This is a genomic window from Paenibacillus sp. FSL F4-0236 (assembly GCF_038000135.1).
GTDB lineage: Bacteria > Bacillota > Bacilli > Paenibacillales > Paenibacillaceae > Paenibacillus_AQ.
Window position 1 is genome coordinate 3,243,123 of sequence record NZ_JBBOBK010000001.1, and the last position, 20,674, is coordinate 3,263,796.

The window sequence follows — 20,674 nt, forward strand, 5'->3', positions numbered from 1 at the left end:
CTTATATGTTGCACATCACAAGGTTATGTTTTAAGCTTCGCGATCCGTTTCTTTTTCCTCAGTCGCTATACGGTTCATCTGATCTGCCACTTTATCAAGCCGTTCTAATTGATATCCGTAATCGTAAATAGCTGCGGCTACAACATACAATCGTAGTTGACCTATTTTCTCCGCATTATACCCCAGGATCGTTGAATTCAAAAATCCATCATTCTCGTCTCCCAAGGGTTCCGATTCATTAGTGTTTGGTTTTAGTTTATCTTCAAATTTCAGCAAGATCAGTTGATGATATTTGATTAACTGCTCCAAATGACTGTCAAACAATGCATCTGTCTCTTCACTTCGATCCGCTTGAAAATAATGCCGATCCACAGCCTCAAGAACATCGAAGCCCTTTTGCAAAGAAGATAACAGGTTCTTATAGACAACCATTTGTCTAGTCTGACTGTACTTCGCCCTCTTTAGCTGTTTCTGCTCTTCCTCAAACAAAGCGTACTTATCCGCTAAAGATTTAATAGATGACTCCAGTGCAAGTTTTTCATCACGAAACACACTTTCCTTCATCTCATGAGATACAGCCGTTCTTAGCAGCAAGGAAAGACTGGCAAAGACGTTCTCAATTTGCTTGATGTACTGTTTCCGTGGTTTCGGAGGAACTACTATAATATTGATTAGAAATGCAGAAACAATCCCTGTCAATGTTAATAAGAACCGATTCAGCGCGAACTGCCATTCACCAGAAGCCTCCATCACTGTTATAACGGTGACGAGTGTCAGGCTAATAGTATCCGCTCGGTTAATTTTCATACTGATCATAATGACAAGAATGCAGACCAACCCAACCGCAATTGGACTATTGGATAACAGCATTCCTCCCAGAAGAGCGAGTACCGCGCCCATTGTAGTCGTTGTCAGCTGATCAAGAAAATAACGCCAAGAGCGATAAATAGATGGCTGCATCGCGAAAATTGCTGCAATCGCAGCGCCCACAGAAGATGGAAAATGTAGCAGTTCGGCTAAATACAAGGCAAGCGTGACTGCCATTCCTGTTTTAAATATGCGAGCTCCAAAAGCCAAAAATATCCCCCCTAAAAATTGGCCCACTCTGCAATATGGACATCTACGAATCCCTCATTCCTCTAATTACCCAAGCCTAGAGTTGATGAATTTTATGATCATTTAAGCTCTCACTTATGATTCTTTCAGCTTTCAGGGAATACTAATTCAAGTAAGTACCTATCACATATAACATACGAGGTGAGTGAATGAATAACAACATCAAAAAATTAGTGACCATCACAGCTGTTCTTTTCCTCAGTCTGTCTCCAGCACTTGCTCCTACTCGGAGCGTGTCAGCTGAGAATGTAACTTCCACTGCACCTGATTCTGGGCCTTCGGAAAAAGGTCATAGACCCCCACCAGGGAAAGACGGGAAATTCAGAGCCGGCGGACATTTCATTATTTTCGAAACAGCCAAGCTGCTTGAGATGGATCGTACGGAGCTAATCAATAGCCTTAAAACAGGCAAAACCCTCCCCGAGCTTGCCCTTGAAAAGAAAGGCTGGACAGAAGATCAATATATTCAAAAGCTCAGCGAATCCGCAAGTAAGCGGCTGGATCAAGCCATCAGCGAGGGACGTCTAACAAAAGACGAAGCTCAAAAGCTAAAGGCTGGACTTCCTTCTATGCTGAAGAAAAAAATAAGTAAAATGGGTCATTTCCAAGATCATAAATCTTCGGAACATCATGTGATGAACCCTCAAGCAAAAACGCCTTCGGTGTCCTATTTAGGACGGTAAGCGTTTATGCGAGAAATATAAGGATAATGTATAGCGTGAAACATATATATTCTTATATTTTAAAATATCCCCACAAAAACGGATATCTTCATTTCTTATGAGGATATCCGTTTTTTATAGGCTTCAAATAGACTGATGGATAACATCAGCCACGCGCCACTTGCAGCATAACCACCAATTACGTCGCTAGGATAATGAACTCCCAGGTAAATACGACTCCAGCCAATGCCCACAGTCATGAATACCGCAAATATTATTAACAGGATTCTTTCACTTCTTCGCGGCAAATGACGCCACAGTAAATAGGCAATTACCCCATACAGGGAGAAGGCTGCCATGGAATGTCCACTTGGGAAACTATAACCGAGCTCTTGGACAATACGATTGAAATTTGGACGCTCCCTTTGAAACCATAACTTCATAAGTGTATTCAATAGTTGTGAGCCTAGTCCAACCCATAGGAACAGAATTAGCTCAAGCCGATGTTTCAGCAGAAAATACAGCAGTGCCATCGTGACGATAGATATACCAATCGCTACCTTGGAGGAACCAATCAGAGATAGTCCTTTGGCGAATGTGGTCAGTCCAGGTGATTCAGCGGATTGAACAAAATGAATCATATAATTATCAAATGATGATACCTTATTCATATGAACTAGAATCGCAATAACGACGAAACAAGCAGCAAACCCTATAAAATAACGAAAACCTCTAGACCAGTTCTGATAATAAAGCATAAATACCTCCGTGTCTAATTTTGTGCCTGTCGATCACATTTCCTGAGAAGCTATAACCCGTGCTATAATTATAGAGAAATAAATATACAAAAAGATGGAGTGCTGCCAAAGTGGAGAGTCTAAAATTGCAGGAACGTTTGTTGAATCAGTTTATTTCCACAAAGGTGCCCGTGACGATTTTTACAACAAATGGTGTAAAAATGCAAGGCGTCGTAACCTCGTATGATGCATTCACAATCACTTTACAGGGTCAAGGTGATGGCAGACAGAATGTGCTCTTCAAATCTGCAGTATCCACTATTGTACCTCTTAAGCCCGTCTCACTCAAATAGTTCACACATTCATTAAACTTCTTCATCCTATTTTCAATAATAAAGGGAACACCGGACTACATCTCCGGTGTTCCCTTTATTATTTTCTTAAATTGTCTTATTCACTCTTCAAAACGAGTTTCTTTTATACAGGGAAAATCACAGGCTTCACACACACCGGCTTAGATACCTCGGCAGTATTTCCTGTAAAGACGAGACGACCACTGGTCTCTTCAATAGAGAACACAACCAGGTTATTAGCGTCACGATTTGCAACAATAAGATAAGCCCCATCCGGAGTTAATGAGAAGTGTCGTGGATGCCCTCCACGAGTAGATACATATTCAATTAGTGTAAGCTTGGCAGTAGCGTTATCCACTGCAAACACTGCGATGTTATCCGCTCCACGATTAGAAGCGTAAAGATATCTTCCATCTACTGAAGTAGCAATTTCAGCGCAAGTATTCTCTTCCTTAAAATCCTCAGGCAAAGTTGAAATTGTATCTACCGTGTGAAGAGTCCCTGTAGCACTGTCATATGTAAACGATGTTATCGTGGAATCCACCTCGTTTATAACATAAGCAGACTTTCCATCTGGATGAAAAGTAAAATGACGAGGTCCCGCCCCTGGATGAAGCGCAGTATCTCCGTGAACTTCTAGTTTGTTCAAGTCTCTATTGATTCTATAGGACCGAATAATATCAAGCCCAAGATCAGAAACAAACAGATACTGTCCGTCCGGACTGAAAATAGCCGAATGTGGATGCGGGCGATCCTGACGTTCAGGATGGGGACCATGACCGGAATGAATCGCGACATCCGCCAGTTGATTAGCAACTTTTTCTTCATCTAATGTGATCAAGCCTACACTGCCACCATGATAACTACATACAACAATGTATTCATCGCTTAGATCTCTTGAAATATGGCATGTGGTCGTTTGACCATTACCTGAAGCAGGCATTGAGGCTATACGGTTCAATTCGCTCAATTTCCCACGCTTAGCATCGATAGCAAAGGTAACGACTTCTCCCTCTTTTCCACCTTCACCATTTGGCTTTTCTCCTATGGCATATAAACGCAGGGCTGAAGCATCTACATTAACAAAGGTGGGGTTAGTTAGACCCTGAACCGAGTCGATTAATTTTAACGTACCTCCTGCTTCGCCATCGAATTCAAATACCTGCACACCGCTATCCGTGGCACTTGCATAGGAACCCGTAAACAGCAATAACTTAGTCTGCTTTTCCATCTTTACATCCTCCTTCAAAGTATTGCTATTATATAATTTACAATTTTTAAACGTTAAAGACAAACTATAAAGTAAAAAGTGTGACAAATAGTTCAAAAATAAGGCTTTCCAATGATTAGGGATTGTGCTATAATGAAAGCGCTAACATTAGTCTTTTATTAAGTATAAAGGGGGAACATGAATGAGTAGCATCCTGCTGGAAGCCAGAAATGTATACGAGGACTTCGAGGTGGAAACAGACATTCTGTTCTTTAAGGTCGGGGACCATGATTTGGTCATTTTTCACGGCAGAAACTACAACATAAAAAAGAGAATGACTGCCGAGCAATTAAAACGATTGTTATCCAATTCTACTTACTATCATGTGTACGGTGGCTGTTATGTCAATCTAAACAAGATCAGTTCTATCGAAGACGACTGCATTTATTTCGGAGAAAAGGGCCTATTCGCTAAAAACGTACGGGTCCCAAGACGGAAACAAGAAAGTATTCGTCATCTATTGAAAGGACTGAAGTAAACATCTTATTCCCATAAGCCGGAAGGGCATGTTACCGATGCCATTTCCGGCTTTTTGCTTTTTATTAATAGAAACTTAAAAAGATCCTATCTTTTTTTATACTTTCTTAAGGTTTAGGATCTGTATTTCTGTTAAAGTTGTAAATAGACAAGCAACACCTATATTGAAGGGAGTCATTACTAATAATGGACAAAAAAGATCTGAATGGAAATGAGAACTTAGAAAACAACGGTACTCCGGAAGAAGAATTGAACACTACCGAGAATACCAATGAAGTAAATGAAGTGGAGATCGTAGCTGCTGAAGAACCTGTGAATACAACAAAAGAGGAAAGTGTTCCAGTAATGAACAAAGTCGGCAGCAACAATAATACGACGCCACCTGCTCCACCAGTTTCTCCTAAAGGTAACAAGGGCTGGATGATTGCCTCTGTGGTTCTGGCTGCGGCACTCATCATTGTATTGATTAAGCCTCCATTCCAAAAGGACGACAGCAGCACAGCTGTTGCTAGCGTTAACGGAACTAACATTACTAAAGAACAACTTTATGATAAATTGATCGAAGCAGGCGGAGAAAGCACACTGCAAGCTATGATTACTACTGAACTCGTTGATCAAGAAGCTAAAAAAGCTAACGTAACTGTTACTGATGAAGACATTAATGCTGAATTAGAAGACCTAAAAGCACAATTCGGCGGAGAAGCTGCATTTAATGCTGCATTGCAACAAAGCTCAATGACCGTTGATGACTTGAAGAAGCAAATGCCGCTGCAAGTAAAACTGCGTAAGATTCTTGAGCCGCAAGTGACTATAACGGATCAAGAAATCAAAGACTACTATGAAGCAAATAAAGCTACTTTCAATGAAGAAGAACAAGTTCGCGCTTCCCACATTCTCGTTGAGACTAAAGAAGAAGCGGATGCAATTTTGAAGCAATTGAAAGATGGAGCAGATTTCGCTGAACTTGCTAAAGAAAAATCTTCAGACACTGGTTCCAAAGCTAATGGCGGAGATCTAGACTTCTTCAAACGTGGAGATATGGTAGCTGAATTCTCCGATGTAGCCTTTAAACTTAAAGTTGGGGAAACAAGCGGTGCTGTGAAATCCGATTACGGTTATCACATCATTAAAGTAACCGACCACAAAGACGCTAAAAACTACACCTTGGAAGAAAAGAAAGATGAAATCAAAAAGACGCTTGTATCTCAAAAGGTTTCCACTCTTTCCACTACTTGGTTGTCAGATACAACTGCAAAAGCAAAAATCACAAATTCACTTACGGATGCCAAAAAAGAAGCAACAGCTTCTCCTGAGCCATCTGCAAGCGCAGAAGCAGGAACTGAATCTGCTAAATAATATGACTGCAAAAAGCAGGACAAGCGTTAAGAGACGCTGTCCTGCTTTTTTTGTACCTCTATTTTCGAACTTTTAATTAATGTCCTTTTTTACGGACCTGCTTATCACGATTCTCTCCCCACTCTTTCGCTTGTGCGGTAGCAATAGAAATCGCCCTTCCCTCTTCATATCCATCTTCTAGCAGTGCATTAGCAATATCAATCGCCTTATTACGAATAGGTGCAGTGAAGTTCTTGAGTGAATCTGGATAATCTTCTTTGTTCCACGGCATATAAAAAACCTCCTTAACCTGGACTATATAATTAATTAGCCTGGTCTAGGAGGTTTTAAACACTCTCTTAAGCTTATTTAAAGACTTTAACGCGATCTTCCACCGGTTGGAATTGTTTCTCACCTGCTGGAGTTACTGTCTTACCAAATGGCAATTGAGCAATCAGTTTCCAGTCTTGCGGGATGCCCCAAGCTTCTTTCACTTCGTCATCAATCAGTGGGTTATAGTGCTGCAGGGATGCACCTAAACCTGCTTCAGAAAGTGCAGTCCATACTACGAATTGCAGAATGCCTGAAGATTGGTTAGACCAAATTGGGAAGTTCTCGGCATACAATGCGAAGTTTTCTTGAAGGTTCTTCACTACCGCTTTATCTTCAAAGAACAAAACGGAACCGTAACCTGCTTTGAAAGATGCTAATTTTTGCGCTGTTCCTTCAAATTGTTCAGCTGGAACGATTTTGCGCAAAGTTTCTGTCGTGATATCCCATAATTTATCATGCTGTTCACCAAAAAGAACAACCGCTCTGGAGCTTTGGGAGTTGAATGAGGTTGGGCTATGCAAAACCGCTTGCTCAACGATTTCAATAATTTGAGCATCGGCTACAGTGGATTCTTTACTGATGGCATAGATGGAACGTCTTCCTTTAACTGCTTCAAGAAAATTGTTAGACATAAAATAACTACCTCCATTTATTTAAGTAACTTACTTTTGTACATCTTATCACCTTTTTTCTGAAAACACAACATCTATTCACAACTTATTTTGTCGGATATACAATTAGCCTCGGTTAGTAACATCTCCCCTTCACTTTTCCGATATACATTTCGGCTAAAAATAAGCTACAATAGTGCAGCAAAAGTGCAGAAGGAAGGTTATATAAATGAATTTTTCAACAGATAAAGTTCTTATTCTACATAAAAAAACGGTCATATTCTCTTGTGTAGTGCTCTTTTTCCTTAGCTTGGCACTAACTGGCTGTAAAGACACAAAATCGTCTAATTTAAACGCTGTGGAACTTGATCAAGCTGAGCTAAAACCTGTCTCTTTCTGGGTCGCCACAGACACTCACTTTTTGGATAAAGATCTTCAGGATGGTGGGCAGGCTTTTCAGACCTATGTCACTGGAGGCGATGGAAAAATGCTGCCCTACAGTGATGAAATGGCTGAAGCTTTGGTCTATGACGCTGAACAGAAAAAACCTGCGTTTATCATCCTCAGTGGCGATTTAACTAATAATGGAGAACGCAGCAGCCATCAAAAGTTAACCGAAAATTTAAAACGAATCGAACAACAAGGAACCTCTGTTTATGTCATTCCAGGCAATCACGACTTATTTAATCCTTGGGCTAGATCCTTCAGTGGAGATAAACAGCTCCTTACGGATTCAATTACAGATAAGGATTTCGTCAAAATGTATGCGGATTTCGGCTACAAAGAAGCTGCATCACGTGATAAGGAATCACTAAGCTATATCGTCAAGGCTGCCTCCAACTTATGGATTCTAATGATAGACAGTAGCCAATACCTTAATAATAAAAAATACGATTTCCCTCAGACCGATGGACGTATTGCTTCCTCTACGCTTTCATGGATCGATGAATCCGTTAAGCTTGCAGCCAAAGAGCACGCTTCAGTGATCACGGTGATGCATCATAATTTATTAAGTCACACTTCTATGTCTGTTTCAGGCTTCAAGCTTAATAACAGCCAGGAAGCTATAAAATCCTTACGGAAGAATGGACTTAATCTAGTTCTCTCAGGACATATTCATATGCAGGACATTCAAGTAGATCCAGCAGACGCGAATCAAGATACAGCATCCTCTGAACCAAAGCCAATCTATGATATCGCTACGAGTGCTATGGCCGTCAATCCGCATCAATATGGAGCCATGACCTTTGATCCCGTCTCGCGAACCATAAACTATAAAACAACGTCTTTGAACGTAGAAGGTTGGGCTGAAGCTAATCAGATTACAGATCACAATCTCTTAAACTTCAAGGCTTATGCCGAAGAAGCCTTTGCTACTAACTCCTATGACAAAGCTATGGATAGTCTTAAGGAAAGTCCTTTAACGGAGTCTGAAAAAGAATCCATGGCGAAGGTAATGTCCAAGCTGAATGTACGATACTTCTCAGGAACTGCAGGTACCTTTGCTAAGGATATAAAAGCGTTGCCGGGCTACAAGCTTTGGGAGGAACAGCAGGACGGTTTCTTAGGAGGGTATGTCCAAAGTATGGCTGAAGAAAAAGCGCTAAGTAATGTCGACCTAGAAGTGGTTTTAACGAAGCAATGAAAAGATGCCATATTTCATATAAAAAACCCAGCTTCACCCGCATTTCTGCGAAGTTAGAAGCTGGGTTTGTTTGTGTTATTTAGCCAATGAGGATCGAACTAACTATTTACGTGTAATAGTAATCCAACCATCTTCATCTACATACACAGTAGCATGAAGTGCTTCAGCAAGCAGACGCAGCGATACATAGGCATCACCATATTCGTCAACAAATACAGGCTCTGCAAGCTTCACTTTTTCACCGTTAATTACTGCTTCGGAAGAACCGATTTTGAAAACCAGCTTATCACCGTACACACCATCAGTTACGATAATAGCACGATTGACTGTATCCCATTCCACAATAGCATCTAAATCTTCTGCAAAATACCGAAGAGGAATGTACGTCGTATTATTGTCAACGATCGGATAATAATATTCGTCGTCTGGTTCGATGACAATCGTTCTCTTGGTGATACCAAGATCGTCTTTCAATATACGATAAACGTTAGAATTTGGATCAAAATTGTTCAAAGTCTCTCCAGGAGTCAGGTCACCAGAAGAAACATCAAGTGCTCCTTCAGTACTGATTGGATCTGCCGTTACAGCACCACCAATGTTCCAAATCTGACTGGAAGCCTTAAGAGAGAAGCTCTTTAATGGCATATCTTCAGTACCTGGAAGCGCCACTTTCAGATCAACATTCTGTTTACGAACATGTAGTCCACTGTCTACAAAAATGTCGACAGCAAGCTTCGTATCCTTACTCAGAACCGTCTTAAGCTCAGGGGTAGCTTTGTAAAGACTGTCTAGTTGATTGTCATAAACCAGCAGTAACGCATCCACAGCCAATTTTGCTGCATCATGCAGTACAGTTACAACAGCTTCTTTATCACCCAGAGGAATTACTCCAATACCTGGAATTTCATAATCACCGGAGGCTTTTTCGTCCATAGCTTTAATCACAGGATATAGATAGTCATATAGACCACCAACCAATTCTGTAAAGCCTTCCGTATCTTTAGAGATCGATTTCAGGAATCCTTTTAACAATGCCGGAAGCTCATCACCCGTCACTTCGGTATGTAACTTCGTCATATTCACCTGCTGGCCATACACAGCCTCACTAACGGGTGTTACGCTAATTGCGCTTGGATTAGGAAGATTCTTCACCACAAACTTCGTTAGCAGCTTACTAAGATCTTCAGCTTTAGTCAGATCCAATCCAACTTCAGCAAAGACCTCATCATAACCTTGAACCGGGAAGTAAAACGGTTGTTTTGCTCCTTCAACCGTAAAGACTAAAGTTTGTTTGTCCATAAACAATGAGAAAGGAATATTCAATTGTTTATAGCCGATCGTTCCATTGGCAGATACATTACCATTCTCTTGTAACTTTGCATTGCTAATACTCAGGGAAAAAGAATTTATGAGATCGACCATTTCCTTATCTTCTGCGCTAATTCCTTCTGAAGGTTCAGCGTTCATAGAAAACGTCATGCTGGATTCTGATGATTTAACATCGACATCCCCGATCAATGCCTTATTAACATCGAAACCTCCAACCGATTGACAACCGGCCAGAACAAGCAGCAGTGCGACAAAAGGAATAAACCATTTTGCCCTAGCTTTCATTCTCCTCATAGCAAGTCTCCTTTTTTAAGATTTTTTGAAATCAATCCATTATCTCAGCAAAGGCAACATTTGTAAATCAAAGTATTACTTATTGTAAAAATACTATAGATTCAACAAAGTTCGCCATTCGATAGAAACCCATTCATTGTATATTACGCCTTTAAATAACGCTAAAATCAGTAAATGCGCAGGATAAAAAGACCACCACACCCAGCGTGGTACCCGGTGACGCTCTAAATATCCCCAAAGTGCAGGCGCCAAAGCAATCAACAGTGTCGGTAAAATACTAAGCATTTGCACAACCCAATAATTATAAAACATGTAGAATAGATTAAGTGCCAAATGTGCTACAACAAGCCAATATGACTTCGTATAACGGAATATCAATACTAGCAGCAGGCCGTACGCATTATAATCTATCGGGAAATAATCCATTAACGCGATAGCTGCAATGACGACTGGTATTCCAAGCCATGGAGTAGGCAGTTTATCTAAAATAACCAATACGGTTGCGGATAACAAAAGCGTAAACACCACGTTCCATCCACCAGGATTAATCGCTAAATTGTATGGGATCTGAGCAATAATAGCGATAATGAGCAGTCGGAACAAGTATTTCGGTCTGGATGATGTATGGATATGCCCCTGCACAAGCCCGTAACAGTAGATTGGAAAGGCTATTCTTCCTACATATCTCCAAGCAATATCCTCTGGAAAAAAGATATAGCCAATATGGTCGATTAGCATCGTCAGCATGGCGAGAATCTGCATATCAAACCTCCTTAAAATAAGTTGATATCATACATTCGCCAGTGAGTACTTCATCTCCTTCGCCTGTACACAAATGATGACTGCAATAAAAGAGAACTGAATTTCTGGTTTCTTGCCTCTTGACTTTATGGGGTGCAATTGAGTACTATGAACGAGCAACATCATATGGCAATGATCAAAGACAAGATTTCCTATACGAACTGTCCAGAGAGAGAGGTCTAGGCTGAAAGCTTCTCCAGTACACGATTGTGAAGTTACCCCTTTGTAGCCGTGACGCTGAATCCGCAGATCTAAATTTTGCGGTAGTATGTGGCACCGACTTATCCACGTTAAAGGATACCAATGAGGTCCTATCCTTGTGATAGGTCGAATTAGGGTGGAACCACGAGCTGAACGCACTCGTCCCTTTCTGGGAGAGATGCGTTTTTTTGCGTTCACCACTAACAATTTTTGAGAAATGGAGGCTAACAATCATGGAGATCAAGGTAACACTGCAAAACGGAACAATTAGAGAGGTACTGCAAGGAACGACGATTAAAGAAGCAGCAGGTGCCATAAGTACCAGTCTGAAAAAAAATGCTGTAGCTGGAATTATCGATGGAAGATCCGTTGATCTAAACCAAACGATCGAACATGATTGCCAGCTCGAAATTGTTACGTTGGATAGCAAAGAAGGCCTGGAAATTTATAGACACAGTACAGCACATATCATGGCGCAGGCCATAAAACGTATATATGGAGATAAGGGTGTCCAGCTCGGCATAGGTCCAGTAATCGAAGATGGCTTCTATTACGACATTGATATTGAGACACCTCTATCCACGGCTGATCTTGTAGCAATCGAACAAGAGATGGCGAGAATTATTCAAGAGAATCACCCGATTGTCCGCCGTGTCGTTCCCCGCGCTGAAGCAATCAAGCTTTTTGAAGCGATGAATGAGCCCTTAAAGCTGGAGCTTATCCGTGATCTACCGGAAGACACAGTATTATCTATTTATGATCAAGGTGAATTCTCGGATCTCTGTCGAGGCCCACATCTTCCCTCAACTGGCTTGGTCAAGGCTTTTAAGCTGTTGAATGTAGCAGGTGCCTACTGGCGTGGAGATTCGAATAATAAAATGCTGCAACGTATTTACGGAACTGCTTTTCCTAAGAAAGCTCAACTTGAAGAGCACTTACTCTTTCTTGAAGAAGCTAAAAAACGTGATCACCGTAAGCTCGGCAAGGAACTGGAATTGTTTATGTTCTCTGAAGAAGCTCCAGGTATGCCCTTCTATCTTCCCAAGGGAATGACTATCCGTACAGAGCTTGAAAATTTCGCACGTGAATTACAAAGACAGAGAGATTACGATGAAGTTCGTACACCACTGATGATGAACAATCGGCTTTGGGAGCAATCCGGACACTGGGATCACTACAAAGACAATATGTATTTCACCAATGTAGACGAAACAAAATTCGCACTCAAACCGATGAACTGCCCGGGTCATATGATGATCTACAAAAATAATCTACATTCTTACCGAGAGTTGCCTATCCGAATTGCCGAATTTGGTCAAGTACATCGCCATGAGTTCTCTGGGGCACTTAACGGGATGATGCGTGTTCGTACGTTCTGTCAGGATGATGCCCATCTCTTCGTATTACCAGAGCAGATTGAGGATGAAATAAGCCGGGTAATCTCACTGATTGACCATATTTATCAAGTGTTTGGCTTTGAGTACAAGATTGAATTATCTACTCGCCCGGCAGATTATATGGGATCAGAAGAACTATGGGATCTAGCTGAACAATCTTTACAAAGTGTATTAGACAATCTCGGAATCGATTATCGTGTGAATGAAGGTGATGGCGCATTCTACGGACCAAAGATTGATTTCCATATCTTAGATGCGCTAAAACGAAGCTGGCAATGTGGAACCATCCAACTAGATTGGCAAATGCCAGAGAAATTCGATCTTACTTACATCGGGGAAGATAACCTTAAGCACCGCCCGGTCGTAATCCATCGCGCTGTTTATGGGTCGATTGATCGTTTTATGGGGATTATTACGGAGCATTATGCCGGAGCATTCCCGCTATGGCTAGCACCCGTTCAAGCGAAGTTATTACCCGTCTCTGAGAACTACGTTGCTTATGCATTTCAGGTGAAACAATCCTTAGAACAAGCTGGCATTCGTGTCGAGGTTGATATCCGAAATGAGAAGCTAGGTTACAAAATTCGTGAAGCCCAACTTGAAAAATCACCCTATATGCTCGTTCTCGGTGAGAATGAGAAAAACTCTGGCAGTGTTTCTGTAAGAAAACGTGGTGAGGGTGATCTTGGTTCAAAGAGTATCCAAGAGATTATTGAGCAGATTAGTGAAGAAATAGTTAGTAAAAAATAAAGTTCTGCGTCAAATTAAACGTTAAAGGGCTGTCTATTCGTAGAAATCTACGAACAAGACAGCCCCTTTTTTGATCACATATTAATATTCACAGGGACACTATTTCACGTACAGACGACTGCTTTCATCCCAATACTCGCCTGGTTTGAGACTGAATAAGCCGATCTCATCCGCTGGCAGATCTACCATTGGTGCATTAACCAAGTTGATTTGCGGCTCTGGGCAGAAGAACTGCTCAGAAGCACCATTATTCCAGATCATCCACTGCTTGTATGAAGTCCCAACGTCATAAACTAAAGTGACTCCAGCTTTGCTGTCGGTAAGCTCCATCCGGTTACGTCCATTCTGAGCTACAGCTGTGTAATGGTTGTCCATCGAAGCGAAATAAGGATTCACACCTTCATCACGAAGCTGAGCTTCACCTGGCTCCAGCTCTTGAAATTTACCAGTCGGCAGCATACGGTCGTTCAATTCCCAGCGATTACCGATGGTCGCTTTTACAAGGTAGTCTTGTGGTGTGCTACCTGGTGCGAATGGAGCATTAATCGCGGTATGGAATGCCAACAAGCAAGGCATCTCTTCATCACCATCATTATGGACTTGTACCTGTTGAGATAAGCCACCTTCACCAAGGGTATACCGTAGTTTCATTGTGTATTTAAACGGCAAGTATTGATAAGAAGGATGGTTCTCATCCACTTTGATGAATACGGTTACGAAGCTTTCGGTCTTACCGCTACCGAACGCTTCCACTTCCCAAGCTGCCGTATGTAAAAATCCATGTAAATGGTTGCCTGTTGCGACTTCATTTACTGGGAGTTGATAAGTTTGACCATTCCAAGGAAATTTGCCATCTTCATAACGATTCGGAGGAAATAATACAGGAATACCATGGATGCCTGGACTTGCTTTGAAAGCTTTCATTTCCTCAGCTCCCGGTTCATGCAAGAAACGGTAACCGTTTTCGGTATCACGGAAACAAATCAAGTTGCCACCGATGCCTGGTAAGATAGCTGCCTCATAACGGCCAGCTTTCAACCAGATGGCTGCTTCTCCTTCATATTGTCCTTCATAGGCTGTGATAGACATAATAATGTGTTCTCCCTTCCAGTGTCTGATAATTGTCTCTACTTGATAGATTACCACATCTGGTCATGACGTGACATGCCCTTTTTTAGAGCTGTTCCACTTCAACGCTCATGACATGATCAATTTTCTTCACATCATAATAAATCTCTGTAGCGTAATCTTTATCCGGCGCTGAGATCACCATATCGATCATTTGTCTTCCATCTTCCAAATCCTTAATTTTCATTCTGCGGATCGCCCGGGATGGACTTCTAGTACTTCGTTGGGTACTAACCTGAGGTCTCTCAATTTTTTGGATCACTTCAGTAAGGACAAAATTAGCTTCCATGATGATTCTCACCGAAACTTCATGCTTGTTAAGCACTTCAGGACCAATCGAACGAATTAAATGAGGAACTAAATTCACCGCAAACATTAGAAGAATAACCGCATATGCTGCTTCAATATAAAATCCTGCTCCCACAGCTATACCAATCCCCGAAGCTGTCCAGATGAGTGCTGCCGAGGTCAAACCTGATATCGCATCACCGCCTCTACGCAGGATAACACCAGCCCCCAAGAACCCTATCCCACTGACAATTTGAGCAGCGAGGCGCATCGGATCCATATTTGGATGCTCAGGACCTGCAAACTTATCAAAGGCATGAATAGACACTACAGTTACAAGACAAGAGGCAATACTAATGACCATACTGGTCCGAATCCCCAGCGGTTTCTGCTTGATCTGTCGGTCAATCCCGATGAACAGCCCGAACAGCATGGCCACTAGCAGCTTAATTAATGATTCAATATGAAAATCCATAGTTCATTCTCCTTTCTCCACAGATACTCCATTATAACGGAAAACGGAGATTATGATTAGCTTTATTTTACAGCAAAAAAACGGCACTCCTATCCTCCATGTATATGCGCAGACAGCTTATATAATCCGCATAACGAAGAGGATAGAATCCGTTTTGGTGAAAGATTATTTAACCATGGAGTAACGATTCTGCACCGTCACAATAAATCTCAGTTCCTGTAATATGATCGGAATCCTCGGAGGCCAGAAAAAGTGCCAGCTTTGCAACTTGATCAGGACGCCCAGGACCTTCCTCTAGCGGTTGATCCCCTTCCGGAAATTCGACAGGGATCTTTACCTCTTTGAGATCCTCGGATGGAAAAGTGTTGTCATCTATATTGGTCTTAATAGCCCCAGGACAGATTGCATTTACGCGAATTTGAAATTGAGCCAGTTCTAATGCTGCCATTTTCATAAAAGCAACCTGACCTGCCTTTGTCGTACTGTAAGCAGAAAAACCGATGTTAGAAAATACACGATTTCCGTTAATGGAGCTGTTAATCAGGATGCTGCCACCGCTTTCTTTTAGATGCGGTATCGCATATTTAACAGTCGCGAAGGTTCCACGAAGGTTGATGTGAATCGTCTGGTCCCAAGACTCAATATCCATCGTTTCAATGGGCGTCATGGCTCCATTAATCCCTGCGTTTGCAAAAACAACATCAAGACGACCCCATTTCGCGACCGCCTTGTTTATGGCAGCTTCCACTTGCGGGGGTTCAGCAACGTCGCATTCAATTACGAGAGCTTCTCCGCCTTCTTTCTCCACTTGTTTTCTAACCTTTTCTGCGTTCTCAACAGTTCTATCCAGCAACACAACTTTGGCTCCGTTACGAGCGAACTCAAGCACAGTTGCTCTTCCAATGCCGGAACCACCTCCTGTTACAATCGCTACCTTACCTTCCAGCTTCTTATCTGCCATGTTTAAGTATCCTCCTTCTTGTCATGCAAGCCTTCCAGTTAAGTTCTTTCCTTAACCTTAACCTCGCATACAGAAGTTGAATCGATAGATCTTTAATACCCCAAAGGATTATTTTTATTCACCCTGCCGAAGATGGATAATGAGATCATTTAAACCGGCTTCACGGATGCCCTCTACAATAAGATCAGCAAGCAGACGTGCTCCTAAAATCTGAAAATGTGTATTGTCTTGTACGCCAACTGGATGCAAGATATATTCTCCCGGATAGGACCACATGAACAGATCCTTCGTTCCTTCCACACCATAGGCTTCAAAAAGCTTACGACTCTTCTCCGCCAAATCGATTAGGGGGATCTGCTCAGTCTCAGCCAACTCTTTCATTGCCGTTAAATACTCTCCATGACTGTCTACTATAGCTTCTGCAGGATCAAATCTCCGCCTATGTACAGCGGTCACCAGTACCGGGTAGGCTCCTGCTTTCCTAGCAACTGTAATCATCCGTAGCAAATATTCTTTATATGTAGTGAAAGGTTCGGTGTGTCTATGTTCATCCCCTTTTGAATCGTTATGACCAAACTGTATGAACATATAATCTCTGGGACGAAGCACAGTAGAAATATTGTCCAAATGCCCTTCCTCAATAAAGCTCTTGGAGCTACGTCCTGAAATGGCTCGATTATCCACTACAAGACCTGTTTTGAAGCAGCGAGGCAGCAACTGGCCCCAGCCAGCATAGGGATAACCAGCTTCTCCTTGATCGGTCACCGTAGAATCACCAGCCAAATATAAGACGAGCGCTTCGTTGTCAGGCTCAATGTCGAGAGCATTTATTCGAGGCGCAATACCTGAGAAGGAGAGCTTTAGCTGACCACCCATGATTCGCATCGCAAATGATTCTCGTATATACTGACCTGCCGGGACATTCAATGTGTCTAATACGTACTTACCATCACCTGCTCGAATTATTGTACTCGTATCTGCTAAGGAGTCACCAAGTAACATAGAAATCCGGTAAATCCCATCAGGAATATCTAACAGAAAGACAGCCTTCTGCGGAATGCAGAAATCACTTCTTAATGGATCTGCTCCTCCCCTGGAACGCCCGAATACTGTCGAGTCTGAAGTAAAACCAAATCGCGCATCCGGAGAGTATCGTGAGTCCGGCCGAATTTTGGTGTAGCCGGGCGCTGTATCTTTAATCCCAAAGTCAAAATGATAGCTATCCAAATTCAGCCGCACCTTTCTTCATTAGATATTTTATCCTTTCAAACCACTGGTGCTGATTCCTTCCACAATCTGCTTTTGAAAGATAAAGAAAATAATCATGACGGGTGCCAAGCTAAGAACGGACATGGCGAACATGGGTCCCCAGTTGGACACGGACTCACTGTCGAGGAACATTTTCAGCCCCATAGAAACTGTATATTTAGATGGAGAGTTCAGGTACAACACTGGCCCAAGCAGGTCTTCCCAGCGCCAATAGAAGGAAAAGATCGCTGCAGTAGCCATAGATGGACGGATGAGTGGGAGAATGATTCTGAAGTACAGACCAAATTTCCCACACCCATCAATCGTAGCCGCTTCGTCAAGTTCAACAGGTATTGTCCGAATAAACTGCAGCATTAGGAAAATAAAGAACGGAACACCGAAGAACTGTGGAACCACGATCGGCTTGATACTATCGAGCCATTCCAATTTCGCATAGATGATATATTGCGGGACTAGCACTACATCTGAAGGAAGCATAAGCGTCATCATCATGATACCGAACCATAAGCCATGCCCTACAAACTTATTACGTGCAAATCCGAAGGCTACCAGTGAAGAAGAAACCACCGCTCCTAGAGTGGCTACAACGACAATAATTAATGAATTCTTTATGAAGACACCAAAGGAATATCCGGCAATCCCTTCCCAGCCTTTAGCATAATTCCCCCATACCCATGGATCGGGAAGAAGCTGCTGAGCGGTAACGAATACAAGCCGGCTCTCTTTAAAAGAGCTCATGATCATCCACAAAATCGGATACAGCATAATGATAGCGAGGCCACCGATAAGAATGTGATACAGCGGCCATTTCAGTTTCATTTTCGCCATGGATTATTTTCCTCCTTCCGATTCGTAGAAGACCCACGATTTGGATGTCTTGAACAAAATTCCGGTCATGATGCCGACTAGCAACAACATCACCCACGCCATAGCTGAAGCGTAACCCATGTTATTAAACATAAAGGCCTGACGGAATAGATATAGAGAATACAACATCGTACCGTCCATTGGTCCGCCTTCACCTTTAGAGATAATATAAGCTGGAACAAAGGTCATAAATGCACTGATCGTCTGCATGACTAGATTGAACAGAATAACTGAGCTTAGGAGGGGCATTGTAATCTTAAAGAACTTTCTGAAAAAGCCTGCTCCATCTACACTTGCTGCCTCGTACATTTCACCAGGAATATTCTTTAGACCTGCCAGAAAGATCAACATGGATGAACCAAATTGCCACACGGATAAAGTGATCAACATAATAAGCGCAGCGCTCGGATTACCAAACCAACTTACTGGACCAAGGCCGAAAAAACCGAGCATGCCATTAATAATTCCAGTATCACTAAAAATATTACGCCACATGATGGATACCGCCACACTGCCACCTATAATAGAAGGTAAATAATAAGTTGTACGATAGGCTCCGATCATGCGCGATTTAGTATTTAGAATCATAGCCACAAATAATGCAAAGGTGAGACGTAAAGGCACACCAATAAATACGTAAAGCAGCGTGACCTTTAGTGAATGTAAATATTTCGGGTCATTCGAGAACATTTTGATGTAATTATCAAATCCGATCCATTTAGGTGGAGCGAACAAATTGTATTTGGTAAAAGAAAGATAAAGAGAAATGATCATCGGGATCAATGTGAAGCAAAGGAAGCCAATGACGAATGGACTGATAAAGGCATATCCTGTAAGGTTGCTTCGTAAACTCCGGCCTGTTAGCTTCTTTTTCTTAAAAGCCAGCGGATTCGAAGGAAGGGGATTCGTGGATGCCAAGGGTCTCCAACTCCTTTTTATGTGAATAATAAGGGAAACGGACTGCCGCCTAACCAAATGGCATGCCGTTTCCCATGTTAGACGCAGTATAGTTATCTGTTACCTTCTATTACCGGCTGGAGAGAATAGCGTTCGCTTCTTTTCGGAACTGTGCGGCGGCGGCGGCTGGGTCAATCTTGCCGAAGTTCATTTGTTCAGCAAGGTCTGTAAGGAGTGCTACTACCTCTGGCGATCCAACTGGCGGACTCATTGGAGAAGTAGTAGGCTCCATGTCAGCTACGAATTTAAATACTTGCTTACCGGAATCCGTTAATTGTGAAGCTACAGATTCTTTGATTTTGCTTGAAATTGGCACACCACGTTCGCCTTTGATTAGATTGTTGGCTTCGGGATCATTAATCCAGAAATCAACGAACTTCGCTGCTTCTTCCTTCACTTTTGAGTTAGAAGTAACCGACCAATACATACTTGGCTGCATGTAGAGTCCTTTTTCCATATCCGGACCAGGCATTTGTGCCAGTGCCATAGGGCGATTTACAGCGATTTGCAAAGCAACATATTGGTTCGACCATTGCCATACGCCGATGCCTGTTCCTTTAACAATATCAGACTCTTCGATAACGCCTTTGTTTTGGCTCAGTTTGTCTTGGGATGGAACCGCTCCATCTTTAATTAAACCAGACAACATTCCGAAAAAGTCAGTGAACAAGGCATCATCCTCATATCCAAGCGCTGAACCATCATTGTTATAAAGTGCCAGCCCTTTTGTACGCAGATAATAGTTGAAGAATACGTCAGCTGCCATAGAACCGTCGATATACAGTCCAGCTGATTTAGCTTTCGCAGCAATTTCTTTGTACTGATCCCAAGTCCAGTTCTCAGGAATGGAATCCACCCCTGCCTTCTTCAGCAATTCTGGGTCATATTGAAAACCAAGTACGTTAACGCCTAATGGAATTCCGAATTGCTTCTCATTGATTACCCCAGTACTAAGGACGTTCTCATTCACATCGCCGACTTGGATCTGAGAGTTCAAATAAGGCTTCAAATCTTCGAGCTGTCCGTTAGACCCATATTGATTAATATAAGAAATATCCATTTGAACGATATCAGGAAGTCGATTCGCTGCTGCTTGAGGGGCAAGCTTCTTCCAATAATCATCGAATGAAGCATATTCAGGTTCAATCGTTACATTCGGGTATTTGGCTTCATACATATCAATCACTTGTTGTGTATAAGAATGCCGTGTATCTCCACCCCACCAAGCAATACGAAGGGTTACAGGTTCTGCTGAGGTCGTAGCTGCAGGCTTCGTTTCCGAAGGAGCATTTGTAGCTGAGTCCGTAGCGGCAGCACTATTATTGTTATTACCTCCACCACAACCAGCTAACATCGATGACAACAACAATGGTACGGCTAGTAAAGCGAATCTCTTTTTCAAATTCATGTCCCCTTTT

General features: G+C 42.2%; 19 protein-coding genes and 1 pseudogene. 6 read left to right on the plus strand and 14 right to left on the minus strand.

Annotated elements, in window-relative coordinates; all coding sequences use genetic code 11:
- Positions 1-30: 30 nt before the first annotated feature.
- The gene (locus tag NSQ29_RS14780; RefSeq protein ID WP_042187452.1) at positions 31-1,077 is read right to left on the minus strand and encodes an FUSC family protein; all 1,047 of its coding nucleotides are present in this window, start codon (positions 1,075-1,077) and stop codon (positions 31-33) included.
- Positions 1,078-1,265: 188 nt separating this feature from the next.
- Here NSQ29_RS14780 and NSQ29_RS14785 point away from each other — a divergent pair, with 188 nt between their 5' ends.
- Complete coding sequence (locus tag NSQ29_RS14785; protein WP_076282886.1) at positions 1,266-1,799, plus strand: hypothetical protein; 534 nt, start codon at positions 1,266-1,268, stop codon at positions 1,797-1,799.
- A gap of 95 nt (positions 1,800-1,894) precedes the next feature.
- On the opposite strand, the gene NSQ29_RS14790 is transcribed toward NSQ29_RS14785, so the two are convergent.
- Positions 1,895-2,536, minus strand: a complete 642-nt coding sequence (locus NSQ29_RS14790) for a phosphatase PAP2 family protein (RefSeq protein WP_339270693.1) — start codon at positions 2,534-2,536, stop codon at positions 1,895-1,897.
- Between the two features lie 110 nt (positions 2,537-2,646).
- On the opposite strand from NSQ29_RS14790, the gene hfq reads away from it, so the two are divergent.
- Entirely contained in the window at positions 2,647-2,868 is a 222-nt protein-coding gene (gene hfq, locus NSQ29_RS14795) for an RNA chaperone Hfq (RefSeq protein WP_042126951.1), read from the plus strand.
- A gap of 124 nt (positions 2,869-2,992) precedes the next feature.
- On the opposite strand, the gene NSQ29_RS14800 is transcribed toward hfq, so the two are convergent.
- On the minus strand, positions 2,993-4,099 hold the full coding sequence (locus NSQ29_RS14800) for a lactonase family protein (protein ID WP_341125444.1): 1,107 nt from the start codon (positions 4,097-4,099) through the stop codon (positions 2,993-2,995).
- Between the two features lie 181 nt (positions 4,100-4,280).
- On the opposite strand from NSQ29_RS14800, the gene NSQ29_RS14805 reads away from it, so the two are divergent.
- Both NSQ29_RS14805 and NSQ29_RS14810 read left to right on the plus strand, forming a co-directional pair.
- Positions 4,281-4,616, plus strand: coding sequence for a hypothetical protein (locus NSQ29_RS14805; RefSeq protein ID WP_042126947.1), 336 nt, complete (start codon positions 4,281-4,283; stop codon positions 4,614-4,616).
- A gap of 185 nt (positions 4,617-4,801) precedes the next feature.
- The gene (locus NSQ29_RS14810) at positions 4,802-5,971 is read left to right on the plus strand and encodes a peptidylprolyl isomerase (protein ID WP_339803027.1); all 1,170 of its coding nucleotides are present in this window, start codon (positions 4,802-4,804) and stop codon (positions 5,969-5,971) included.
- 109 nt (positions 5,972-6,080) lie between these two features.
- Here NSQ29_RS14810 and NSQ29_RS14815 read toward each other — a convergent pair.
- Together NSQ29_RS14815 and NSQ29_RS14820 are read right to left on the minus strand one after the other, a co-directional pair.
- Positions 6,081-6,242: pseudogene (locus NSQ29_RS14815) on the minus strand (DUF2188 domain-containing protein); the annotation flags it as partial.
- Between the two features lie 73 nt (positions 6,243-6,315).
- Positions 6,316-6,915, minus strand: coding sequence for a nitroreductase family protein (locus NSQ29_RS14820; protein ID WP_341125445.1), 600 nt, complete (start codon positions 6,913-6,915; stop codon positions 6,316-6,318).
- A 208-nt stretch (positions 6,916-7,123) separates the two neighbouring features.
- On the opposite strand from NSQ29_RS14820, the gene NSQ29_RS14825 reads away from it, so the two are divergent.
- Complete coding sequence (locus NSQ29_RS14825) at positions 7,124-8,539, plus strand: metallophosphoesterase (RefSeq protein ID WP_341125446.1); 1,416 nt, start codon at positions 7,124-7,126, stop codon at positions 8,537-8,539.
- A 102-nt stretch (positions 8,540-8,641) separates the two neighbouring features.
- Here the strand turns inward: NSQ29_RS14825 and NSQ29_RS14830 are convergent, their stop codons facing one another.
- Positions 8,642-10,162, minus strand: coding sequence for a copper amine oxidase N-terminal domain-containing protein (locus tag NSQ29_RS14830; protein WP_341125447.1), 1,521 nt, complete (start codon positions 10,160-10,162; stop codon positions 8,642-8,644).
- Positions 10,163-10,255: 93 nt separating this feature from the next.
- Entirely contained in the window at positions 10,256-10,924 is a 669-nt protein-coding gene (locus NSQ29_RS14835; RefSeq protein ID WP_076282892.1) for a TraX family protein, read from the minus strand.
- 473 nt (positions 10,925-11,397) lie between these two features.
- On the opposite strand from NSQ29_RS14835, the gene thrS reads away from it, so the two are divergent.
- Complete coding sequence (gene thrS / locus NSQ29_RS14840) at positions 11,398-13,311, plus strand: threonine--tRNA ligase (protein ID WP_341125448.1); 1,914 nt, start codon at positions 11,398-11,400, stop codon at positions 13,309-13,311.
- A 99-nt stretch (positions 13,312-13,410) separates the two neighbouring features.
- On the opposite strand, the gene NSQ29_RS14845 is transcribed toward thrS, so the two are convergent.
- The 7 genes from NSQ29_RS14845 to NSQ29_RS14875 form a co-directional block, all read right to left on the minus strand.
- Entirely contained in the window at positions 13,411-14,400 is a 990-nt protein-coding gene (locus NSQ29_RS14845) for an aldose 1-epimerase (protein WP_341125449.1), read from the minus strand.
- Between the two features lie 85 nt (positions 14,401-14,485).
- Entirely contained in the window at positions 14,486-15,202 is a 717-nt protein-coding gene (locus NSQ29_RS14850; protein ID WP_042126933.1) for an MgtC/SapB family protein, read from the minus strand.
- A 169-nt stretch (positions 15,203-15,371) separates the two neighbouring features.
- Entirely contained in the window at positions 15,372-16,163 is a 792-nt protein-coding gene (locus tag NSQ29_RS14855; RefSeq protein ID WP_341125450.1) for an SDR family oxidoreductase, read from the minus strand.
- A gap of 114 nt (positions 16,164-16,277) precedes the next feature.
- A complete protein-coding gene (locus NSQ29_RS14860; protein ID WP_341125451.1) occupies positions 16,278-17,390 on the minus strand; it encodes a rhamnogalacturonan acetylesterase in 1,113 nt (370 codons plus the stop codon).
- Positions 17,391-17,420: 30 nt separating this feature from the next.
- Positions 17,421-18,260 carry a carbohydrate ABC transporter permease gene (locus NSQ29_RS14865; protein WP_042126927.1) on the minus strand — a complete coding sequence of 280 codons (840 nt, stop codon included), beginning with the start codon at positions 18,258-18,260 and terminating at the stop codon, positions 17,421-17,423.
- 3 nt (positions 18,261-18,263) lie between these two features.
- Positions 18,264-19,184 carry a carbohydrate ABC transporter permease gene (locus tag NSQ29_RS14870; protein WP_042132108.1) on the minus strand — a complete coding sequence of 307 codons (921 nt, stop codon included), beginning with the start codon at positions 19,182-19,184 and terminating at the stop codon, positions 18,264-18,266.
- Between the two features lie 142 nt (positions 19,185-19,326).
- Positions 19,327-20,664: an extracellular solute-binding protein gene (locus NSQ29_RS14875; RefSeq protein ID WP_341125452.1), complete on the minus strand. Its 1,338-nt coding sequence runs from the start codon at positions 20,662-20,664 to the stop codon at positions 19,327-19,329.
- Between the last annotated feature and the right edge of the window lie 10 nt (positions 20,665-20,674).

Bases quoted from the DNA above. Each gene is read 5' to 3' on its own strand.
- NSQ29_RS14785 (WP_076282886.1), top strand. From the start codon at position 1,266: ATGAATAACAACATCAAAAAATTAGTGACCATCACAGCTGTTCTTTTC.
- NSQ29_RS14790 (WP_339270693.1), bottom strand. From the start codon at position 2,536: ATGCTTTATTATCAGAACTGGTCTAGAGGTTTTCGTTATTTTATAGGG.
- NSQ29_RS14800 (WP_341125444.1), bottom strand. From the start codon at position 4,099: ATGGAAAAGCAGACTAAGTTATTGCTGTTTACGGGTTCCTATGCAAGT.
- NSQ29_RS14805 (WP_042126947.1), top strand. From the start codon at position 4,281: ATGAGTAGCATCCTGCTGGAAGCCAGAAATGTATACGAGGACTTCGAG.
- NSQ29_RS14810 (WP_339803027.1), top strand. From the start codon at position 4,802: ATGGACAAAAAAGATCTGAATGGAAATGAGAACTTAGAAAACAACGGT.
- NSQ29_RS14820 (WP_341125445.1), bottom strand. From the start codon at position 6,915: ATGTCTAACAATTTTCTTGAAGCAGTTAAAGGAAGACGTTCCATCTAT.
- NSQ29_RS14825 (WP_341125446.1), top strand. From the start codon at position 7,124: ATGAATTTTTCAACAGATAAAGTTCTTATTCTACATAAAAAAACGGTC.
- NSQ29_RS14830 (WP_341125447.1), bottom strand. From the start codon at position 10,162: ATGAGGAGAATGAAAGCTAGGGCAAAATGGTTTATTCCTTTTGTCGCA.
- NSQ29_RS14835 (WP_076282892.1), bottom strand. From the start codon at position 10,924: ATGCAGATTCTCGCCATGCTGACGATGCTAATCGACCATATTGGCTAT.
- thrS (WP_341125448.1), top strand. From the start codon at position 11,398: ATGGAGATCAAGGTAACACTGCAAAACGGAACAATTAGAGAGGTACTG.
- NSQ29_RS14845 (WP_341125449.1), bottom strand. From the start codon at position 14,400: ATGTCTATCACAGCCTATGAAGGACAATATGAAGGAGAAGCAGCCATC.
- NSQ29_RS14850 (WP_042126933.1), bottom strand. From the start codon at position 15,202: ATGGATTTTCATATTGAATCATTAATTAAGCTGCTAGTGGCCATGCTG.
- NSQ29_RS14855 (WP_341125450.1), bottom strand. From the start codon at position 16,163: ATGGCAGATAAGAAGCTGGAAGGTAAGGTAGCGATTGTAACAGGAGGT.
- NSQ29_RS14865 (WP_042126927.1), bottom strand. From the start codon at position 18,260: ATGGCGAAAATGAAACTGAAATGGCCGCTGTATCACATTCTTATCGGT.
- NSQ29_RS14875 (WP_341125452.1), bottom strand. From the start codon at position 20,664: ATGAATTTGAAAAAGAGATTCGCTTTACTAGCCGTACCATTGTTGTTG.